The organism is Pseudonocardia nigra, assembly GCF_019396355.1.
In the GTDB taxonomy this organism is placed as follows: Bacteria; Actinomycetota; Actinomycetes; order Mycobacteriales; family Pseudonocardiaceae; genus Pseudonocardia; species Pseudonocardia nigra.
On the sequence record NZ_JAHKRK010000002.1, the window covers coordinates 70,509 to 89,382 of the forward strand.

The 18,874-nt window shown below is 73.5% G+C and carries 17 protein-coding genes and 1 pseudogene; 2 read left to right on the forward strand and 16 right to left on the reverse strand.

The features are described 5' to 3' along the window. Nucleotides 1-8: 8 nt before the first annotated feature. Together KME75_RS42465 and KME75_RS42475 are read left to right on the forward strand one after the other, a co-directional pair. A pseudogene (locus KME75_RS42465) lies at nucleotides 9-629 on the forward strand (acyl-CoA dehydrogenase family protein); the annotation flags it as partial. Between the two features lie 562 nt (nucleotides 630-1,191). Next, complete coding sequence (locus KME75_RS42475; protein ID WP_308282488.1) at nucleotides 1,192-1,704, forward strand: acyl-CoA dehydrogenase C-terminal domain-containing protein; 513 nt, start codon at nucleotides 1,192-1,194, stop codon at nucleotides 1,702-1,704. A gap of 7 nt (nucleotides 1,705-1,711) precedes the next feature. On the opposite strand, the gene KME75_RS01020 is transcribed toward KME75_RS42475, so the two are convergent. The 16 genes from KME75_RS01020 to KME75_RS01095 form a co-directional block, all read right to left on the reverse strand. Beyond that, complete coding sequence (locus KME75_RS01020; RefSeq protein ID WP_219412576.1) at nucleotides 1,712-2,518, reverse strand: YceI family protein; 807 nt, start codon at nucleotides 2,516-2,518, stop codon at nucleotides 1,712-1,714. Nucleotides 2,519-2,668: 150 nt separating this feature from the next. After that, complete coding sequence (locus KME75_RS01025; RefSeq protein ID WP_219412577.1) at nucleotides 2,669-5,299, reverse strand: MFS transporter; 2,631 nt, start codon at nucleotides 5,297-5,299, stop codon at nucleotides 2,669-2,671. A gap of 59 nt (nucleotides 5,300-5,358) precedes the next feature. Next, complete coding sequence (locus tag KME75_RS01030) at nucleotides 5,359-5,838, reverse strand: MarR family winged helix-turn-helix transcriptional regulator (protein ID WP_219412578.1); 480 nt, start codon at nucleotides 5,836-5,838, stop codon at nucleotides 5,359-5,361. A gap of 162 nt (nucleotides 5,839-6,000) precedes the next feature. Continuing rightward, nucleotides 6,001-6,933: a dihydrodipicolinate synthase family protein gene (locus KME75_RS01035; RefSeq protein WP_219412579.1), complete on the reverse strand. Its 933-nt coding sequence runs from the start codon at nucleotides 6,931-6,933 to the stop codon at nucleotides 6,001-6,003. A 3-nt stretch (nucleotides 6,934-6,936) separates the two neighbouring features. Next, nucleotides 6,937-7,629, reverse strand: a complete 693-nt coding sequence (locus KME75_RS01040) for a FadR/GntR family transcriptional regulator (RefSeq protein WP_219412580.1) — start codon at nucleotides 7,627-7,629, stop codon at nucleotides 6,937-6,939. Beyond that, nucleotides 7,626-8,531 (reverse strand): dihydrodipicolinate synthase family protein, encoded by a 906-nt coding sequence (locus tag KME75_RS01045; RefSeq protein WP_219412581.1) that lies wholly within the window; start codon nucleotides 8,529-8,531, stop codon nucleotides 7,626-7,628. Before KME75_RS01045 ends, KME75_RS01040 begins: the two co-directional genes overlap by 4 nt. Before the next feature lie 29 nt (nucleotides 8,532-8,560). Next, complete coding sequence (locus KME75_RS01050) at nucleotides 8,561-9,400, reverse strand: carbohydrate ABC transporter permease (protein ID WP_219412582.1); 840 nt, start codon at nucleotides 9,398-9,400, stop codon at nucleotides 8,561-8,563. After that, nucleotides 9,397-10,338 (reverse strand): carbohydrate ABC transporter permease, encoded by a 942-nt coding sequence (locus KME75_RS01055; protein WP_219412583.1) that lies wholly within the window; start codon nucleotides 10,336-10,338, stop codon nucleotides 9,397-9,399. Before KME75_RS01055 ends, KME75_RS01050 begins: the two co-directional genes overlap by 4 nt. A gap of 16 nt (nucleotides 10,339-10,354) precedes the next feature. Next, nucleotides 10,355-11,611, reverse strand: coding sequence for an ABC transporter substrate-binding protein (locus KME75_RS01060; protein ID WP_219412584.1), 1,257 nt, complete (start codon nucleotides 11,609-11,611; stop codon nucleotides 10,355-10,357). 170 nt (nucleotides 11,612-11,781) lie between these two features. Next, complete coding sequence (locus KME75_RS01065) at nucleotides 11,782-12,453, reverse strand: CehA/McbA family metallohydrolase (RefSeq protein ID WP_219412585.1); 672 nt, start codon at nucleotides 12,451-12,453, stop codon at nucleotides 11,782-11,784. Further along, nucleotides 12,450-13,226 (reverse strand): MBL fold metallo-hydrolase, encoded by a 777-nt coding sequence (locus KME75_RS01070; RefSeq protein ID WP_219412586.1) that lies wholly within the window; start codon nucleotides 13,224-13,226, stop codon nucleotides 12,450-12,452. The genes KME75_RS01065 and KME75_RS01070 overlap by 4 nt, the downstream gene beginning before the upstream one ends. 33 nt (nucleotides 13,227-13,259) lie before the next feature. Next, nucleotides 13,260-14,075 (reverse strand): SDR family NAD(P)-dependent oxidoreductase, encoded by an 816-nt coding sequence (locus KME75_RS01075; RefSeq protein ID WP_219412587.1) that lies wholly within the window; start codon nucleotides 14,073-14,075, stop codon nucleotides 13,260-13,262. A 12-nt stretch (nucleotides 14,076-14,087) separates the two neighbouring features. Continuing rightward, nucleotides 14,088-15,602, reverse strand: a complete 1,515-nt coding sequence (locus tag KME75_RS01080) for an MFS transporter (protein WP_219412588.1) — start codon at nucleotides 15,600-15,602, stop codon at nucleotides 14,088-14,090. Further along, entirely contained in the window at nucleotides 15,599-16,711 is a 1,113-nt protein-coding gene (locus KME75_RS01085; protein WP_308282483.1) for an acyl-CoA dehydrogenase family protein, read from the reverse strand. The genes KME75_RS01080 and KME75_RS01085 overlap by 4 nt, the downstream gene beginning before the upstream one ends. 5 nt (nucleotides 16,712-16,716) lie before the next feature. Next, nucleotides 16,717-17,625 carry an SDR family NAD(P)-dependent oxidoreductase gene (locus tag KME75_RS01090; RefSeq protein WP_219412590.1) on the reverse strand — a complete coding sequence of 303 codons (909 nt, stop codon included), beginning with the start codon at nucleotides 17,623-17,625 and terminating at the stop codon, nucleotides 16,717-16,719. Between the two features lie 8 nt (nucleotides 17,626-17,633). Continuing rightward, nucleotides 17,634-18,872 (reverse strand): acyl-CoA dehydrogenase family protein, encoded by a 1,239-nt coding sequence (locus KME75_RS01095; protein WP_219412591.1) that lies wholly within the window; start codon nucleotides 18,870-18,872, stop codon nucleotides 17,634-17,636. Nucleotides 18,873-18,874: the final 2 nt, after the last annotated feature.

Genomic DNA, 18,874 nt, shown 5'->3' on the forward strand with positions numbered 1-18,874 from the left:
TCGACGCGGTGCTCGACCTGGCCGCCGAGGTCGCCGCCGAGCAGTTCGCCCCGCACAACAAGCGGGGCGACGCGGAGGAGCCGGTGTTCGACGGGGAGCGCGTGCACCTCATCCCGGAGGTCCGGAAGGCGCTCGACGTGCTCGCGGGCACAGGGCTGATCGGCAGCAGCATGGACGAGTCGGTCGGTGGGATGCAGCTGCCGCGCCTGCTGTCCACGGCGTGCTTCGCGTGGTTCCAGGCCGCCAACCCCGGCACGTGGGCCTACCCGTTCCTCACGATCGCCGCGGCGAACCTGCTCGTCGCGCACGGCTCGCCGGAGCAGGTCGCGACGTTCGTCCGCCCGATGGTCGAGGGGCGCTTCCACGGCACGATGTGCCTGTCCGAGCCGCAGGCCGGGTCGTCGCTGGCCGACATCACCACGCGCGCGGAGCCCCAGGACGACGGCACCCACCGCGTGTACGGCACCAAGATGTGGATCTCCGCGGGCGAGCACGAGCTGGGCGAGAACATCGTCCACCTGGTGCTGGCCAAGATCCCCGGCGGGCCGCCGGGGGTGAAGGGGATCTCACTGTTCGTCGTGCCGAAGTTCCTCGTGCAGGCGGACGGGGCGATCGGCGCGCGCAACGACGTGGTGCTCGCCGGGCTCAACCACAAGATGGGCTACCGCGGCACCACGAACACCGTGCTCAACTTCGGCGAGGGCAGGCACACCCCCGGCGGCAGGCCGGGCGCGGTCGGGTACCTCGTCGGCGAGCAGCACCGCGGCCTCGCCGCGATGTTCCATATGATGAACGAGGCGCGCGTCGGCGTCGGGGCGGGCGCGGCGGCGCTCGGCTACACCGGCTACCTCAAGTCGCTCGACTACGCGCGCACGCGGGCGCAGGGCCGGCCCGCCGACGTGGCGAAGGACCCGGGTGCACCTCCGGTCGCCATCGTCGAGCACCCGGACGTCCGCCGGATGCTGCTGGCGCAGAAGTGCTACGCGGAGGGCGCGCTCGCGCTGGTGCTGTACTGCGGCAGGTTGCTCGACGAGGAGGCGACGGCGGAGGCGGCCGGCGACCGCGAGGCCGCGCACCTGCTGCTGGACGTGCTCACGCCGATCGCGAAGAGCTGGCCGTCGCAGTGGTGCGTGGCCGCCAACGACCTGGCGATCCAGGTGCTCGGGCTACGGCTACACCCGCGAGTACGACGTGGAGCAGCACTACCGCGACAACCGGCTCAACCCGATCCACGAAGGCACCCACGGCATCCAGGGCCTGGACCTGCTCGGGCGCAAGGTCGTGATGTCCGGCGGCGCGGGGCTGCGGCTGCTGACCGCCACCATCGAGCGGGCGACGGCCAAGGCGCACGCCGCGGGCGGGGAGGCCGCCGAGCTGGCCGCGCAGCTGCAGACCGCACTCGACCGCCTCGTCGCGGTCACCGTGCGGATCCACGGCGCAGTCGACGCTCACAGCGCGGCCGACGACCGGGCCCGGCTGGCCAACGCCTCGATCTACCTGGAGGCCGCCGGACACGTCGTGCTGGCCTGGATCTGGCTGGAGCAGTACCTCGCGTGCGCGGGGCGCGACGAGCCGTTCCACCAGGGCAAGCGGCAGGCCACGCGGTTCTTCTTCCGCTACGAGCTGCCCCGCACGGGACCGCAGCTGGACCTGCTCGACGCGCTGGACCGCACCACGGTGGAGACCGACCCGGCCTGGCTCTGAGCCCTGCTCAGGAGCGGCAGGCCTGGATGTCGATCTCGATCCGCAGGGTCCGCCCGACCGCCAGCACCCCGGCGAGCACCGACTGGTTCCAGCTGATCGCGAAGTCGTCCCGGGAGATCTCCGCGGACGCCGAGAAGGCCGCCCGCACCCCGCCGAACAGGTCCGGACCGGTGCCCCGGTAGACCACATGCAGCGGGACCGGCGCGCTCACGTCCTTGAGCGTGAGCACGCCCTCGAGCGTCCAGTGCTCCCCGTCGAGCCGCCGCAACCCCTCGCTCTTGTAGCGGATCTCCGGATGGCGGGCGACGTCGAGGAAGTCGGCGCTGCGCAGGTGCGCGTCGCGGTCCGGGTCGTCGGAGTCGACGCCGGCCGGGTCCATCGTCACCTCCACCGAGCTGCCCTCGAGCGGGTCGGCCACCACGATCTGCCCGGCGAAGCGGCGCAACCTGCCGTGGATCCGGCTCATCCCCAGGTGCAGGGCGCTGACCCGGATGCTCGAGTGCTGCGGGTCGATGTCCCAGGTGCCCGGCGCGGGCAGGACCGTGCCGCCCGCCCGGGCCAGCGGCACCACGCCGAGCGGGGTGATCCGACCGTCGGCCACGGTGATCGTCCTGGCCGCCGGGTCGTGTCCGGGCGCGGCGACCACCAGCGTGTACGCTCCGGGAGCCAGCCCGTCGAGCAGGAAGTGCCCGTCGTCGCCGCTGACGGTGCGGGCACCCTGCCCGCCCGCACCGTCGACCGCGGTGAGCGTGCCGCCGCCGACCGGCCAGCCGTCCGGGGTGGTGAGCCTGCCCGTGACCGCGCCCCCGGTCATCGCACGGCCTCGCTGGCGCTCGGCCGGCGCTTCGCGCAGGCACTGTGTTGATGACTCGCACGCTGACGCTCGCTCATCGCACGGCCTCGCTGGCGCTCGGCCGGCGCTTCGCGCAGGCACTGTGTTGATGACTCGCTCGCTGACGCTCGCTCATCGCAGGCTCCCGGCCGCCTCGGTCACCCGCGCGGCGCCCGTCGGCGGGGCGAGCCTGACGACCGCGGTGGCCACCGCGCCTGCCGCCACCTGCACCACCTGTGCCACCGGGCCGTAGCCGCGCGCGGTGAGCGTGTAGGTGCCCGCGGGCAGGTCGCCGAACTCGAACGCGCCGTCCGGGCCGGTGACCGCGGACCCGACGACGGCGCCGTCGGCGTCCACGAGCGTGGCGAGCGCCTCCCCCACGACCGCGCCGGTGCCCGCCGCGGTGACCGTGCCGCGCAGCACGGCCCTGGCGGGCAGCACGAGGTCGCGCTCGATGCGTGCCCCGGCGCTCAGCCGGACGCTCACCGCGACCGGCGGGTGGCCGGGCGCTGCGGCGGTGAGCGTGTACTGCCCGTCCGGCACGCCCGGCAGCCGGTAGCGGCCGCCGGTGTCGGTGCCGGTCGTGCCCGCGACCGTGCCCTGCACGTCGATCAGCGTGACGGCGGCATCCGCCACCGCGGTGTCGCCTCCGTGCCCGTCGGGGCTGGTGACGACGCCCTGCACACCGCTGCTGCCGCTGAGCGCGATGTCGTGCCGGACCGGCCGGTCGGCCACCGGCACGAGCGCAGCGTGCGGCTCGAACGCGCCGGACGCCGCGACGACGAGGTAGGTGCCGCCGGTGGGCAGTGCCATCCGGTAGGTCCCGTCGCGCCCGGTGGCGGTGCTGGCGTGCTGCCGCCCGCCCTGATCGGTGACGGTGACGACGGCCCCGCCCAGCCCGGCACCGTCACCCCTCGAGACGGTGCCGTGCACGCCGGGGCCCGGGGTGGGCGGCGTGTGCCTGCCGTTGCCCGCGGCGGGGGCGTGCCCGTTCGCCGGGCGGAACTCCGGCCCGTGCGCGATCGCGGGGATCGGCGCACCCGAGCGGCCGTTGCCGTTGCCGTTGCCGTTGCCGTTGCCGCCGTTCGTGCTGCCGGTGCGGGCGACGACCGCGGGCATGCGCTCGGTGTCGGCCCCGGCCGGCGCCGCGTTCCCCTGGGCCTGCCGCGCCTCGGCGTGCTGCCGCTCCAGCCCGGTCTCGGTGCGCAGCGGCACCTCCTTGATGAACAGGATCGCGACGACACTGATGACCGCGATCGCCGCCGCCACGAGGAAGATCAGGGCGGTGGCGTCGCCGTAGGCCGCGCGCACGATTCCGGCGATGGCGGGCGGCAACTCGTTGAGGCTGCCGATCCCGACGTTGCCCGTCCCGGCTCCGGAGGTCGGCACGCCGGCCGCCGCGAGCCCTTCCGCGGTCGACTCGGTGACCCGGGCGGCGAGCACGGCGCCGAGTACGGACACACCGACGGTGCCGCCCATCGACCGGAAGAAGGTGACCGTGGAGGTGGCCGCGCCGAGATCGGTGACGGCCACGGAGTTCTGCACGGCCAGGACGAGGTTCTGCATCATCATGCCCGTGCCCAGGCCCATGACGAGCAGGTACGCGCCCATCACCACCATGTTCGTCTCGTGGTCGATCGTCGACAGCAGTCCGAAACCGCCAACCATGAGGAACGAGCCGACCACCAGGAAGATCTTCCACCGGCCGAAGCGGGTGATGAGCGCACCCGAGCCGGTGGCCGCGATCGTCGAACCGACGATCATCGGCAACGTGAGCAGACCGGCCGCGGTCGGCGAGTAGCCGCGGGCGACCTGGAAGTACTGGACGAGGAACACGGCGCTGCCGAACATCGCCACGCCGACGGCGACGCTGGCGAGGATGGTCAGCGTGGTCGTGCGGTCGCGGAACAGACGCAGCGGGATGATCGGCTCCTTGGCCCGCGACTCCACGATCACCGCGAGCACCAGCAGCACGACGCCGAGCCCGACCAGGCTCAGCGAGATGCTCGAGCCCCAGGCGAACTGGTTGCCCGCCAGCGTCACCCAGATCATGATCGTCGACACCCCGCCCGCGATCAGCGCGGCGCCCAGGTAGTCGATGCTGACGTCACGCTTCACCACGGGCAGGTTCAGCGTGCGCTGCACGACGAGCAGCGCAACCGCCGCCAGCGGCGCACCGACCCAGAAGCACCACCGCCAACCCAGCCAGTCGGTGTCGACGATGAGGCCGCCGAGCAGCGGGCCCGCGACGGGCGCGACCGACATGACCGTAGCGATCACCCCGGTGTAGCGACCCCGCTCCCGGGGGCTGATCATCGCGGCGATCACGATCATGATGAGCGACTGCAGGCCGCCCAGCCCGAGGCCCTGCAGCGCCCGCCAGGCGATCAGCGTGCCGACCGACTGGGAGAACCCGGCGAGCACCGAGCCGAGCGTGAAGATCGTGATCGCGAGCTGGACGAGCAGCTTCTTGCTGAACAGGTCGGAGAGCTTGCCCCAGATGGGGGTGCTGGCGGTCGCGGCCAACAGCGTCGCGGTGACGACCCACGTGTACTGGCTCTGCGTGCCGTGCAGGTCGGTGATGATCGTCGGCAGCGCGCTCGACACGATCGTCGAGGACAGGAACGCGGTGAACATCGCCAGCAACATCCCGGAGAGTGCCTCCAGGGTCTGGCGGTGCGTCATCCGGCCGCTCTCCTCGGCGGCCGGTTGTCGGGTGGCGCTCGCCTGGGCGGCGAGCGTTCCCTCGCTGGACGTGGTCAAGTCCGTCTCCTCGGGCACAGATGGGGTGGGTGGTGCGGGTCGGGGCTCCGTTGCCCGGGTCACGAGGCCGGCTGGGGCGCCCGCAGGACGGGTTGGCTCCGTTCGGTCACCGCGTGGTGCAGGTCGTGAACCAGCTGGTCGAGCCGGGCGACGAGGTGGGCCACCTCGGTGTCGTCCCAGTCGCCGAGTGCCTCGGCCACCCAGCGGGCGCGCAGGGCGCGGTACTCGGCGAGGGCGACGTGGCCGGCCTCGGAGACGGCGAGCAGCTGCGCCCGGCCGTCGGCGGGGTCGGGGCGGCGCGTCACGAGGCCGAGCTGCTCGAGCGCCGCCACCTGCCGGCTCACCACCGAGGGGTCGACCTCGAGGTGCGCGGCGACCTGCCCGAGCCGCTGCTCCCCCTCGCGGGCGAGCAGGCTGAGCACCGCAACGGTCCACGCGGGCAGGTCCTCCTCCAGGGGGATCTGGCGGGCGGTCCGGCTCGCGCGCACGATCGTGCGGAGGACGTCCAGCAGCTCGTCTGCGGTGGCCGCGGTGATCACAGCACCTCCCAGTTGGTTGCTACCAGCAACTATACTCAGTTAGTTGGCCTCTACAACTTGTGGGGTCTGTGCAGTGCCTCACGGCGCCCCGAACGACAGGAAAGCCACGTTCCCGACGTCGAGCGACAGGAACATGGCTTTCCGGACAGCCGGTCGCGCGGGTCAGGCGGCCAGCAGCTCCGGGACGGCCGCGACGGCCGCCGCACGCAGGGCCGGGACCGCCGCCTCGTCGACGGACGCGTGCGGCCACCGCACCCGCGTGCCGATCGGCGCCCATCCCCCGATCGCCGCGAGGGTCTTGTCCAGCGCCGGGTCGCTGTAGCCCGCGCGGGCCAGCGGCGCGATGTGCGCGTCCAGGAAATCCCGCAGCCTGCGCTCGAGGTCGAGCGCCGCCTCCGGGTCGGTGCACATCTGCTCGTACCAGCGCACCGCGCGCGCCGGGTTCAGGCAGGCCACGTTGGAGTACGCGCCCGCCGCGCCCCGCCGGTGCCCCGACGCCAGCGTGTGCCCGGCGACGAACACCGCGAGGCGCCCGCCCACGGCGTCGGCCATCCGCGCGTACCAGTCGTCGTCCCCACCGGGGACCTTCACGCCGACGAGGGTGGGCACCGCCGCGGCGAGCCGCCCGAACAGCTCGGGCTCCAGCCGGGTCTTCGCGTACGGCGGGTTGTAGAGCACGAGCGGCACGCCGTCGGCGACGGCGGCCATCCGATCGACGGCGGCCAGCACCTCGTCGGGGCGCAGTGGCAACCAGTCCGGCAGCACCACCTGGATCGCGCCGGGCCGCAACGTGGCGGCCCGCCGGATCCGCTGCAGGGACAGCTGGCCGCTCGGGTGGCTCGCCCCGAGCTGGAACGCCACCCCCGCCGCGGAGCAGCGCTCGGCGACGAGCACGTGCAGTGCGTCGTACTCCGCCTCGTCGAGCGTGTGGAACTCCCCCGCCGTGCCGTTGGTGTAGACCCCGGCGACGCCGGCGCCGAGCACGTGGTCGAGCGCCCGGCCCAGCCGGTCGGAGTCGATGCTCTCGTCGGGGCGGATCGGCAGCAGCACGGTCGCCCAGACCCCGCGGAGCTCACCGGCGCTGAGCGGCCGCACCCGCTACCCCGCGTCCGACTCGCGGGGCCGCAGCAGCGCCGCCCTGGCCCGGATGTCGTCGAAGTGCTGCTGCATGGCGGCGATGCTCGCCTCGGCGTCGCGCTTCTGCAGCGCCCGGATGATCTGCAGGTGCACCGTGCCCCGACCGCCCTCCGGCGGCACCGGGATCGCGTCGCCGAGCCGGGTGAACAGCTCCCAGAAGACCTCGATGAGGTTGTCGACCAGCGGGTTGCCCAGTGCGCGGTAGAGCAGCAGGTGGAACTGCTTGTCCACCTCGGCGATCGACTCCCCCCGCGACTCCAGGGCGGTCATGGCGTCGGCGAGGCGGGCGCACTCGGCGAGCTCGGGCTGGGGGTTGCGGCGGGCGACGGCGGGCATCAGGCCCACCTCCATCGCCTCGCGGGCGGTGAGGATCTCCTCCAGCGCGGTGCCCGACGCGGCCAACCCGTAGGGCAGCTGCTCGATGAGCGGGCGGAAGGAGAACGCCGAGACGAACAGGCCGTTGCCCCGGCGGGCCTCGATCACCCCGAGGGTCTGCAGGCTCCGGGTGGCCTCGCGCAGCGACAGCCTGCTCACCCCGAGCTGCGCGGCGAGGGTGGCCTCGGGGGGCAGCCGGTCGCCCGGCCCCAGCCCGGCCTCGGTGATGAAGTCCCGCAGCCTCGCCTGGGCCTCGAGGTAGATCAGGCTCTTGGTCATCGCGCTCCCTCGCCGGTCGCCGCCCGGATCGACGCGGCGAGTTCGCCCACCTTGGCACGGTCGGCAGCGGTGAGGCGGCCCCACGGCGAGCGGGCGGGCCCGGCGTCCGGACCGAGCTCGTTCAGGATCGCCTTGATGAAGCCGATGCCGCCGTGCGCCCCGGCAGCCAGCGCGAGCTCCCGGAACGGCGCGTGCAGCCGGTAGGCCCCGGCGGCGTCCCCGCGGTGGAATGCCTCGGCGACGGCGTGGGCGAGCGGGGCCATGCCGTTGTAGAGGCTCCCGATCACCCGGTCGACGCCGCAGGCGAGCGCCGCGGGCAGCAGCTCGTCCTTGCCGAAGTAGACCCCGAGTTCGGGCGCGCGCGAGCGGGTGCGCTCGAGCTCGAGCAGGTCGCCGTCGGTGAACTTCACCGCGGCGAGGGTGGGCACCGCCTCCGCGAGCGCGGCGACCACATCGCCCGCCCGGTACGCGGACCGGGTCATGCTCGGGATGTGGTAGTAGCCGAACGGCGTGGCGGGCGCGGCCGCGGCGATGTCGGCGAGGTGCCCCACCAGCGCGTCGAGCGTCGAGGCGTCGCCGTAGTAGGGCCCGACGGCAGCCACGAGGTCGGCCCCGCAGGCCTCGGCGTGCGCCGCGAGCTGCTGCGCCTGCGCCACGTCGGAGTGGCCGACGTGCACCCCGAGCCGCAGCCCGTCCGGGCGCGCGTCGCGCCACGCCTCCACCAGGGACGTGCGCTCGGCGCCGTCCATCGCGCTGAACTCGCCCGTTGTGCCGGCGACGAAGGCGCCGGTGACTCCCGTCGCGTGCAGGTGGGCGGCCTGGGCCGGGACGACGTCCAGGGCGAGCTTCCCGTCGGCGGCGAACGGGGTGGGGGTGGCGGCCCAGATCTCGAGCTGCGGCATGCGGGGGTGGTCCTTCCCTGGGGAGGCGGTCAGCCTTTGGTGGCGCCGTCGGTCAGGCCGGCGACGATGTAGCGCTGGAGCAGGACGAACAGCACGATCACGGGCACTGCGACGACCGCCGAGACGGCCATCAGCTCGTTCCAGCGGGTGCCGAAGGCGTTGGTGAGCTTGGCGATCACCACGGTGACCGGCTGGATCTCGTCGCTGGTCGCGAGGGCGAGCCCGAAGACGAACTCGCCCCACGCACCGAGGAAGCTGACGACGGCCACCGTGATCACCCCCGGGCCGCTGACCGGCAGTGCGACCCGGGCGAACGCGCCGAACGTGGAGCAGCCGTCCACGCGCGCGGCCTCCAGCACCTCGCCGGGGACCGACAGGAAGTACGGCCGCAGGATCGTGATGGCCAGCGGGACGGCGAGCGAGCAGTTCGCCACGATCAGCCCGAGGTAGGTGTTCACCAGGCCGGCCCGCCCGAACAGCACGAACATCGGCAGTGCCAGGTTGACCGACGGGATCATCTGCACCACGAGGAACAGCAGCAGCGCAGGCGTGACGAACCGGATCCGCAGCCGGGCGAGCGCGTACGCGGCCGGCACCGCGACGAGCAGGGTGAGCAGCGTCGTCCCGGTGGCGATGATCGCGGTGTTGGTCAGGCCCCTGGCGATGTCGGGATCGGAGAACACCGCATCGCGGTAGGCCGCGAGCGTCGGCGGCGCGGGCACCAGGGCGGGCGGCCGCGCGAAGACGTCGGCCTGCGCCTTGAACGACGTGTTGAGCATCCAGTAGACGGGCAGCAGGTAGACCGCGGTGACGGCCACCGCGACCACCGTCCGGGCCCGCTCGCCCCGCGGCACGCGCAGGCCGGTCATGCCGCCTCCTCCCGACGCAGGGAACGGAAGTAGAAGATCGACAGGATCAGCGGCACCAGCAGCATGACCGTCGTCGCCACCGCAGCGGTGTCGTAGCGGCGGAACTCGAAGGCCTCCTGGTAGGCGTAGAGCGGCAGCGTGAGCGTGGCGCCGCCCGGCCCGCCGCCGGTCATCAGGTAGACCGTGTCGAACGTCTTGAACGCGAAGATGAAGATCAGCAGCATCACGGTGATGCTCACCGGGCGCAGCGCGGGCAGCGTGACCCATCGGAACTGCTGCCAGGCGTTCGCGCCGTCGATCCGCGCCGCCTCGTAGAGCATCGACGGCACGCTCTGCAGCCCGGCGACCAACAGGATCATCGCGAACGGCGCGAAGCTCCACGCGGTGCCGACGATCACCGACACGAGCGCCGGGCCGGGCCGGCCGAGCCAGAACACGTCCTGGTCGATCAGGCCGAGCCCGCGCAGCGCGGCGTTGAGCAGCCCATAACTGCCATCCAGCAGCCAGCGCCAGACGTTGGCCCCGACCACCGTCGGCAGGATCCAGGCCAGCAGCAGCAGCGCCCGCATGACGTTGCGCCCGCGGAACTCGCGCACGAACAGCAGCGCCAGCGCGAGCCCGCCCACGTAGGTGAGCGTGACGGTGCCGACGGTGTAGGCGAGCGAGAGGTACAGCGCCCGCCAGAACTCCGGGCGGCCGAACTGGTCGGCGAAGTTGGCGAACCCGACCCACTCCGCGCCGCCGTCCACGATCTCCCGCAGGCCGACGTCCTGGAAGGCCTGGACGACGTTGTAGACCAGCGGGTAGATCACCGTGACGGCGACGAAGACCACCGCGGGCAGCAGGAACAGGTGGTTCATCCCGTTCCCGGCGCGGCGGCGCCGCCCACCCCTGCCGTGGGTGGGCAACTCCGTCCGCTGCTCGAGGACAGCGGTCATGGCGTCCTCCGGGCGGTCACGACGTCGCCATCGTCTCGTCGATGGTGGCCTGCGCACTGCGCGCCGCCTCCGCCACGCTCGTGCCGCTGATCGTCGCCTGCAGCGCGGCCTGCAGCGCGGTCAGCACCTCGTTGTTGTGCGCGGCCAGCGCGGCGTCCGGTGCCCACGCCTGCTGCAGCTGCTCGGCGAAGATCGCGCGGATCGGGTCCTCGGTGGTGCCCGGGACGTCGTCGCGCGCGGGGAGCTTGTTGCGCTCGGGAAGGTAGGTGGCGAGCTCCTCGGGCTGCTGCATGAACGCGATGAGGTCCCACGCCTGGTCCGGGTCGTCGCTCGTCGCGCCGATCGTCAGGTTCTCGGCCGACAGGACGGTCTGCCCCGACTCCTCCCGCGGGAGAACCGCGACGCTCCAGTCGAGCTCCGGGTTCTCCTCGCGCAGGATGCTCACGTACGTCGCAGAGTTGATCATCATGGCGGCCTGGCCGGTGGCGAACTGGTTCTTCGCGTCCTCCTCGTTCCAGGTGAGGAAGCCCTCGGACAGCCCGCCGCTCTCGACCAGCCGCCGGAACGACTCGAGTGCCGCGTGCCCGGCCGGGCTGTCGATCTCCGTGGGCTCGGCCCCCGCGGCCAGCATCCGGATCTGCAGGCCGGTGGCCCCCTCGGCGCCCTCGATCCCGCTGACGGCGAGGCCGGCCCGGCCGTCGCCCGCCAGCGCGGCCGCGGTGGACTCCATCTCGGCCCAGGTGGTCGGCACGGCGAGCCCGGCCTCGTCGAGCAGCGCCCGGTTGTAGTAGACGGCGTACGCGTCGGCGAGGTGCGGGATCCCGAACGACTGCCCGTCGACCTGGGTGGAGGCCCAGCTCGTCTCGAAGTAGGCGTCCTGCTGGCCCCACTCCTGCACCCGCGCGCTGAGGTCCTCGATCACGCCGCCCTCGGCCATCGCGGCGGTGTCGAACGCGCTGATCAGCGCGATGTCCGGGCCCTCACCCGCCGCGGCCGCCTGCGTGAGCGTGCGGTTGAAGTCGTCGTAGGGGATGAACCGGATGTCGACGTCGGCGCCCCGCTCCTGCTCGTAGCGCGCCACGAGGTCGTAGAACGGCTTGCCGGTCGGCATCGACTCGTCGCCGTAGAACTGCCAGACCGACAGCGGCTCGTCCGCCGCGTCCCCGCCGCCCGACCCGCCCGCGCATCCCGCGACGGCGAGGGCGGCCGCGGCCACGAGCACCCCGAGCCGGTACGGCGACGACCGGAGGCTCGATCCCACGACTGCACCCATCTCCGACTCCCTTGTCCGGTGGACCTGCGGGAGGGAAAATAGGTCAGATATCTAACAACTGTCAACCGAGGTTCGCCGCCCTGCGGGCCACCGGATGTGGAGGGGGCGGACCACGTTGCAGCAAAGCCACTTTCACGCAACCACGTGGCATGAAAGTGGCTTTGCTGCCATCACCGGCGCCGAACCTCCCGGCCCGCCTGCGGCGGCCCACGGAACCGCGGGGCGTGCGGGCGCAGCTCCCCCACCACGCGGGCGTCCGCGAGCGCGGCCCGGAACTCCGCGGGCGAGCCGAAGTCGGGCATCTCCAGGTAGGCGGCGCCGAGGTCGGCGACGTGATGGGCGTCCGAACCGGCGATCGCGGGCAGCCCGTGCCGGGCCGCGAGCGCCTCGGCGGCCGCGTTGTGCGCGGCGTCGTGGACCTTGGGGTTGAACACCTCGACGAGGTCGACGGCGCCCTCGGCGCAGAGCTCGTCGGCCACCGCGCCCGCTCCGGCCCGCAGCGGATCGTACGGGTGCGGCAGCCCGACGAGCCCGCCCTGGCCCCGGATGCGGCGGACCACCTCGTCGATCGGGAGGACGTAGGGGATCCGCTCGGTGAGGAACAGCCCGAGCACCTCGCCGTCGGCCGTCCTGACCTCCTCGCCCACCTCGATCCGGACGCCGAGGTCACGCCCGTACGCGGCGAGCGCCGCGGAGGTCTCGTTGTGGTCGGTCACGAACACGACGTCGATGCCCAGCGCGACGGCGCGTTCTGCCAGCTGCTCCACCCGCAGCACCGCGTCCCCGGAGGCGACGGTGTGCACATGGCAGTCCACGCGGACCCACCCGGGCGCAGGGGTCACCGGATCGCCTCCAGCGCCGTGAGGTCGGGGTCGGTGTCGAGGTAGGCCAGGTGGGCGCGGACCGTCGCCTCGGCGGCCCGTCGGACGTGCGGGTGCAGCGCCGGGTAAAGCGCATCGACGATCTCCGCCACGTCCGCGCTGCCGCCCCGGCGGGCGTGCACGACGCTCTCGAGCCGGCGGGCCCGCGCCCGCAGCGCGGCGTCCAGCACCCGCCCGGGCTCGGACACGACCGGCCCGTGCCCGGGGAGGACCAGGCCCGCGTGCCGGGACCGCAGCGCCCGCAGCGACGCGATCATGTCCGCGACCCGCCCGTCGGGGTGCAGGATCGCGGGGGCGCCGCGGCCCAGCACGGTGTCGCCGGTGAGCACCGCGGAGTCGGCGGGCAGGGCGAATGACAGCGAGTCGCGGCTGTGTCCCGGAGTCGCGAGCACCTCGACGCGCAGCCCACCCGCGTCGAGCACGTCGCCGCCGCGCAGCACCCCGTCGGCACAGCGTCCGTCGCTGGCGAGCACGGGTGCGCCCGTGCGATCCGCGAGCGCCCGCGCCCCCTCGGCGTGGTCGCCGTGCCGGTGGGTGAGCAGGATCCGGCTGATCACCGCGCCCCGCCGCGCCGCCACGGCAACGAGCCGCCCGAGGTGGCCGGGGTCGTCCGGGCCGGGGTCGACGACCACGGCCTCGCCGCCGCCCGGCTCGACCAGCACCCACGAGTTCGTGCCGTCGAACGTCATCGGGCCCGGGTTGGGCGCGAGCACCAGCTCAACCCGTTCCGTCACCGGGCCGGAGGTCACCGCGGACCCGGCGGACACTCAGCCCGCCGCCGGGGCGGCGATGCCCAGCTCGGCCAGGAGGTCCTGGGAATAGGTCACCCGCCCGGTGAGCGGCGGGCTCCCGTCCGCGGCCGGGCGGCAGAGCGCGAGCGCCGCCTCCGCCATCACCGCGGGCGGCTCGGCGTCCGGGTCGTCGTCGGTCGTGAGGTGGTGGAAGACGGTGCCCGGGGTGGGCACCACGCGGTTGGGCGACAGCGCGTTCACGGCGATGCCGTCGGAGTACACCTCGGCGGCGAGCCCGGTGGTGAACCGCTCGAGCGCGGCCTTGCACATCCCGTAGACCGTGCCGCCGCGGGCCGCGCGGGCGGTGGGCGGCAGCTGCGGGTGGATGGCCGCGCGGGAGGAGATGTTGAGGATCGCGCCGCTCCCCCGCTCCCGCATCGCCGGCAGCACGAGCTGCGCGAGGTGCATCGGCGCGGTGACCTGCACCTCCAGCATCAGGGCGGCCCGTTTGGCCGGGAAGTCGGCGATCGGGGTGAACCACGTGACGGCGGCGTTGTTGACCAGGACGTCCACCGGTCCGTGCTCCGCGGTGACGCGCTCGACCAGCGCCACGCGGTCGGCCGCGCGGGACAGGTCGGCGGCGACGGCGTGCGCCCGCCCGCCCGCCGCCGCGACGGCGGCCACCGTGTCGGCGAGCGAGCCCTCCAGTGGCGCGCCGCCCGGCTCGGCCGTGCGCGCCGTAGCGACCACCGTGGCGCCTTCGGCGGCGAACCGCCGCGCGATCTCCGCGCCGATCCCGCGGCTCGCCCCCGTGACGAGCGCGATCCTGCCCGCGAGAACACCTTCTGCCATGCCCATTCCTGCTCACTCCTCCGTGGTCGGAACCGTCGTCGCAGCGGTCGTCCTGCCGGGGGCGCCGGGGTGGGGTGCGACATGGCGCGCGGCCACGGACGCGATCAGGCACAGGACCGACATCACCGCCATCAGCCCGAACACCCAGCGGTAGCCGGTCACCAGTGCGTCCAGGGCTGCCGGGGACACCTCGGAGATCGACCCGTCGAACACGTGCGCGCGGAGGGCGGGCGGCAGCGGCGCGCTCAGCAGCGTCAGCGCGATCGCCGTACTGATCACCACGCCGGAGCTCTGCGCCATCAGCCGCACCCCGTTGGTGACGCCCAGCCGGTCGGGCGGCAGGTCCTGGAGCATCGCCGTGCTGTTGGCCGGGATGAACGCGCCCGAGCCGATCCCGAGCACGACGACCGCGCCGATCAACAGCGGATAGGGCGTGTCCGGCGCGATGACCACCAGCAGCATGAGGATGCCGGCCAGTGAGACGGCGCAGGCCGCGACGGCCACCGTCCTGGGCGCGACCCGCCGCTGCAGCGCCCCTGACAGCGGCGACACCACGATCGCCGCGACCGCCAGCGGCAGCACCTTGACGCCGGCCTCCGCGGGGGTGTCGCCCTGGACCGCCTGGAAGTACAGCCCCATCATCAGCACCACGGCGAATCGCGACATCGTCGCGAGGAACCCCGCGAGCGTGCCCAGCCCCACGGCCGGGTCCCGGAAGATCCGCAGGTCGACGACCGGAGCCGGCACCCGCCGCTCGACCAGCAGGAACGCCGGGACGGCCAACGCGAAGAGCCCGAAGCCGCCGAGCACCACCGGGCTCCCCCAGCCGACGGCGCCCACCTGCGACAGCGCCAGGAGCAGCCCGCCGAGCCCGAACAGCACCAGCAGGTTGCCCGCGACGTCCAGCCGCAGCGGCTCCCCGCTGCGGGGCACCCGCGCCATCACCCGCAGCCCCCACAGCAGGCACACCAGCCCGACGGGCACGTTGCCCCAGAACGTCCATTGCCACCCGAACTCGGTGGCGACGTAGCCGCCGACCGTGGGGCCGAGCAGCTGGGCCAGTGAGAACGAGGCCATGTAGATGCCCATGCCCTGGCCGAGCAGCCTGCGGGGGAACGCCACCGTCAGCAGGGCAGCGCTGTTGGTGATGAGCATGGCGCTGCCCACCGACTGGAGGACCCGGCAGGCGATCAGCACCCCGACGGTCGGGGCGAACCCGGAGAGGAGGCTCGCGACGGTGAACACCGCGACACCGGTGAGGTACATCGAGCGCCTGCCCAGCACGTCGGCCAGCCGCCCGAAGAACACCATCAGCACGACGTTGGTGAGCTGGTAGGCCAGCAGCACCCAGCTCGCCTCGAACGCGCTCGCGTCGAAACCCGCCACGATCGCGGGCAGCGCGATGGTGAGCGAGCTGTTGTTCAGCCCGCTCATCAACGACGCGAGGCAGACCACCGACAGCAGGCGCCACGCGTAGCGCGCGTCCGCCCGCCGGGTGGTCGCCTTCTCGGTGTCGAGGCTGGTCACAGCCCGATCGCGACGGCCAGCCGCTCGCGGTGGAACGTGGGGTCGCCGAGGAACAGCCGGGTGGCCGCGGCGCGCTTGAAGTACAGGTGCGCGTCGTGCTCCCAGGTGAACCCGATGCCGCCGTGGATCTGGATGTTCTCCGCGGCCGCCGCGAAGTAGGCGTCGGAGCAGTAGGCCTTGGCCAGGCTCGCCACCGCGGGCACCTCGGCCGAGTCGCGCGCGACGGCCCACGTGGCGTACCGGGCCACGGCCCGGGCCGACTCCACCTGCAGCATGACGTCGGCCGCCTTGTGCTTGATCGCCTGGAAGCTACCGATCGGGCGGTCGAACTGGTGGCGCACCTTCGCGTACTCCACCGCCATCTCGAGCGCGCGCTGCGCCCCGCCGACCTGCTCGACGGCGAGCGCCACGGCGGCCCGGTCCAGGGTGCGGCGCAGGGTGGTGCCCGCCGCCCCCTCGGTGCCGACCAGCCGGGCGGGCACGCCCTCGAGGTCCAGCCGCGCCAGCCGGGCGGTCTGGTCGAGCGTGGGCAACGGGGTGCGGGTCAGCCCCGGTGCCCCGGAGGCGGCGTCGATCGCGAAGAGCGACGGGCCGGCCGGCGTCCGGGCCGCCGCCAGGACCAGGCCGGCCACGTGCCCGTCCGGGACCTGCCCGACGCTGCCGTGCAGCACCCAGCCCTCGACCGACCGCTCCGCCGTCAACGCGGGCGACTCGGGGTCCCACCGCAGGCTCACGGCGAGGGTGGCGATCGTCGAGCCATCGGCAATGCCGGGGAGGAGGTCCTCGGCGGCCGCCGGGTCGGACGCGTCCAGCAGGGCGTGCGCCGCCAGCACCACCGTGGCGGTGAACGGCGAGGGCAGCAGCGCGCGGCCCAGCTCCTCCTGCACGACGGCCAGCTCGACGAAGCCGAACCCGCTGCCGCCGAACTTCTCCGGGATCGCGAGGCCCTGCAGTCCCAGCTGCTCGGCCATCTGCCGCCACACCGCCGGGTCGTGGCCGGTGGGATCGTCCATGAGGGCCCGGACCGACGACAGCGGGGACTTCTCCGCGAGGAACCGCCGCACCGACGCGCGCAGCTGCTCCTGCTCGGGACTGAACACGAGGTCCACGGCCCTCACCTCCCGTTCGGCGCGACGGCGGGCTTGAACGTGCGCTCGACGAGGTCGGCGAGCCGCTCGGGCTCCCACGGGTTCGCCGACACGACGTGCCGGATCGGCGCGGGCGTGTTGTAGAGGTGCACCTCGTAGCCGCGGGCGCCCACCACCTGGCCGGTCAGCCAGTCCGACGCCTCGCTCGCGATGTAGCCGACGATCGGGGCGATGTTGTCCGGCGACCGTTCGTCGTTCCCGGCACTGGTGCCCGCCCGCCGTTCACCCGGGATGGAGGCCGTCATGCGGGTGGCGGCGCCCGGCGAGATCGCGTTGGCCGTGACCCCGTAGCGCCCCAGCGCGTTGGCGCACGAGTAGGTCAGCCCGACGATCCCCATCTTCGCCGCGGCGTAGTTGGGCTGCCCGGGCGCGCCGTGCAGTCCGGAGACCGAGGTGAAGTTGATCAGGCGGTAGTGCCCCTCGGGGTTGCGCTGCTCGCGCCAGTAGGCCGCCGCGGGCTTCGTCGTGTTGAAGTGCCCCTTGAGGTGCACCCGGATGACGTCGTCCCACTCCTGCTCGCTCAGATTGAAGATCATCCGGTCGCGCAGGATGCCGGCCACGTTCACCAGCACGTCGAGCTTGCCGAACTTCTCGACCGCCGTGCGCACCAGCGCCTCGGCCTGCTCGGCGTCGGAGACGTCCGCGCCGTCGGCGATCGCGGTGCCGCCCGCGGCGGTGATCTCGTCGACCACCTGCGCGGCCGGGCCCGTGTCCGCCCCGGAGCCGTCCAGCTCCACGCCGAGGTCGTTGACGACCACGGCGGCGCCGCGTGCGGCCAGCAGCCGGGCGATCCCGGCCCCGATCCCGCGGCCCGCCCCGGTCACCACGGCGACCCGCCCGTCCAGCGCCGATGATTCGCTCGCACGCTCGCTCATGGCCGAGCTCATGCCGGCACCCCCTTCGCCTCGGCCGGGCGCGGCTCCCGCGGGAGCCCGAGTGCGCGCTCGGCGATGATGTTGCGCTGGATCTCGCTGGTGCCGGAGTAGATGGTTCCGGCGCGGCTGGCGAGGAAGACCTCCTGCCAGCGGGAGAGCGGGTAGCCCTCCCCGTCGGGCCGCACGAGCGCGTCCGGGCCGAGCAGCTCCACCGCGATCTCGCCGACCCGGCGCTCGTACTCGCTCCAGAACAGCTTCGCGATCGACGCCTCGGGCCCCGGCTCGCGGCCCTCCGCCAGCTGCGCGAGCAGCCGCAGGCCCTGGAACCGCATGATCTCGACGTGGGTGTGGGCCCACGCGAGCTGCTGGCGCACCACGGGGTCGCGGTCGCGGCCCGCCGCCCGGGCCAGCTCCACGAGCGCCGCGAACTGCCGCTGGTACTTCAAGTGCGCGACCGTGGCGTTGCCGCCGCGCTCGTGCCCGAGCGTCGTCATCGCCACCCGCCAGCCGTTGTTCAGCCCACCGATGACGTGGAACAGCGGTGCCCGCGCCCCGTCGAAGAACTCCTCCCCGAACTCCGCACCGCCGGTGAGCTGGCGCAGCGGACGGGCGACGATGTTGTTGTCCTTCATCGGGAGCAGCACATAGGAGATGCCCCGGTGCTTGGGCGCCGCGGGGTCGGTGCGACACAGGACGAAGATCATGTTCGCGCGGGCGAAGCCGGAGGTCCACACCTTCTGCCCGCTGATGACGATCTCGTCGCCCTCGACGACGCCGCGGGTGGAGATCGCGCCCACGTCGGAGCCGTGATCGGGCTCGGAGAAGCCCTGGCAGTACACGTCCTCGGCGCTGATGATCCGCGGCAGGAAGTGCTGCTGCTGCTCCGGGGTGCCGTGCGCCATGACCGACGGGCCGACCATGCCCTCGCCGAACCCGCGCCGCACCCGCGGCACGCCGGCCAGCGCGCACTCCTCGCTGAAGATCGCGTTCTGCACCAGGGTCCAGCCGCGGCCGCCGAACCGCTCGGGCCACTGCGGACAGATCATGCGGTCGGCCAGCAACCGGACCTCCCACTCGGTGTGCACGGGGCTCGCCTGCGCCCGCGCGTGCGCGGAGTGGTCGCCCGCCGTCATGGGCGGGGTGTTCCAGTCGACCAGCTCGGCCAGCCCGTCGGGGGCGTTGGCCGCGATCCAGTCCCGGGTCTCCTGCCGGAACCGGGCCGCCTCCGGCCCGAGGTCGAGTTCCATCT

Bases quoted from the DNA above. Each gene is read 5' to 3' on its own strand.
- KME75_RS01020 (WP_219412576.1), bottom strand. From the start codon at position 2,518: ATGACCGGGGGCGCGGTCACGGGCAGGCTCACCACCCCGGACGGCTGG.
- KME75_RS01040 (WP_219412580.1), bottom strand. From the start codon at position 7,629: ATGACCAAGAGCCTGATCTACCTCGAGGCCCAGGCGAGGCTGCGGGAC.
- KME75_RS01045 (WP_219412581.1), bottom strand. From the start codon at position 8,531: ATGCCGCAGCTCGAGATCTGGGCCGCCACCCCCACCCCGTTCGCCGCC.
- KME75_RS01050 (WP_219412582.1), bottom strand. From the start codon at position 9,400: ATGACCGGCCTGCGCGTGCCGCGGGGCGAGCGGGCCCGGACGGTGGTC.
- KME75_RS01055 (WP_219412583.1), bottom strand. From the start codon at position 10,338: ATGACCGCTGTCCTCGAGCAGCGGACGGAGTTGCCCACCCACGGCAGG.
- KME75_RS01060 (WP_219412584.1), bottom strand. From the start codon at position 11,611: ATGGGTGCAGTCGTGGGATCGAGCCTCCGGTCGTCGCCGTACCGGCTC.
- KME75_RS01075 (WP_219412587.1), bottom strand. From the start codon at position 14,075: ATGGCAGAAGGTGTTCTCGCGGGCAGGATCGCGCTCGTCACGGGGGCG.
- KME75_RS01090 (WP_219412590.1), bottom strand. From the start codon at position 17,625: ATGAGCGAGCGTGCGAGCGAATCATCGGCGCTGGACGGGCGGGTCGCC.
- KME75_RS01095 (WP_219412591.1), bottom strand. From the start codon at position 18,872: ATGGAACTCGACCTCGGGCCGGAGGCGGCCCGGTTCCGGCAGGAGACC.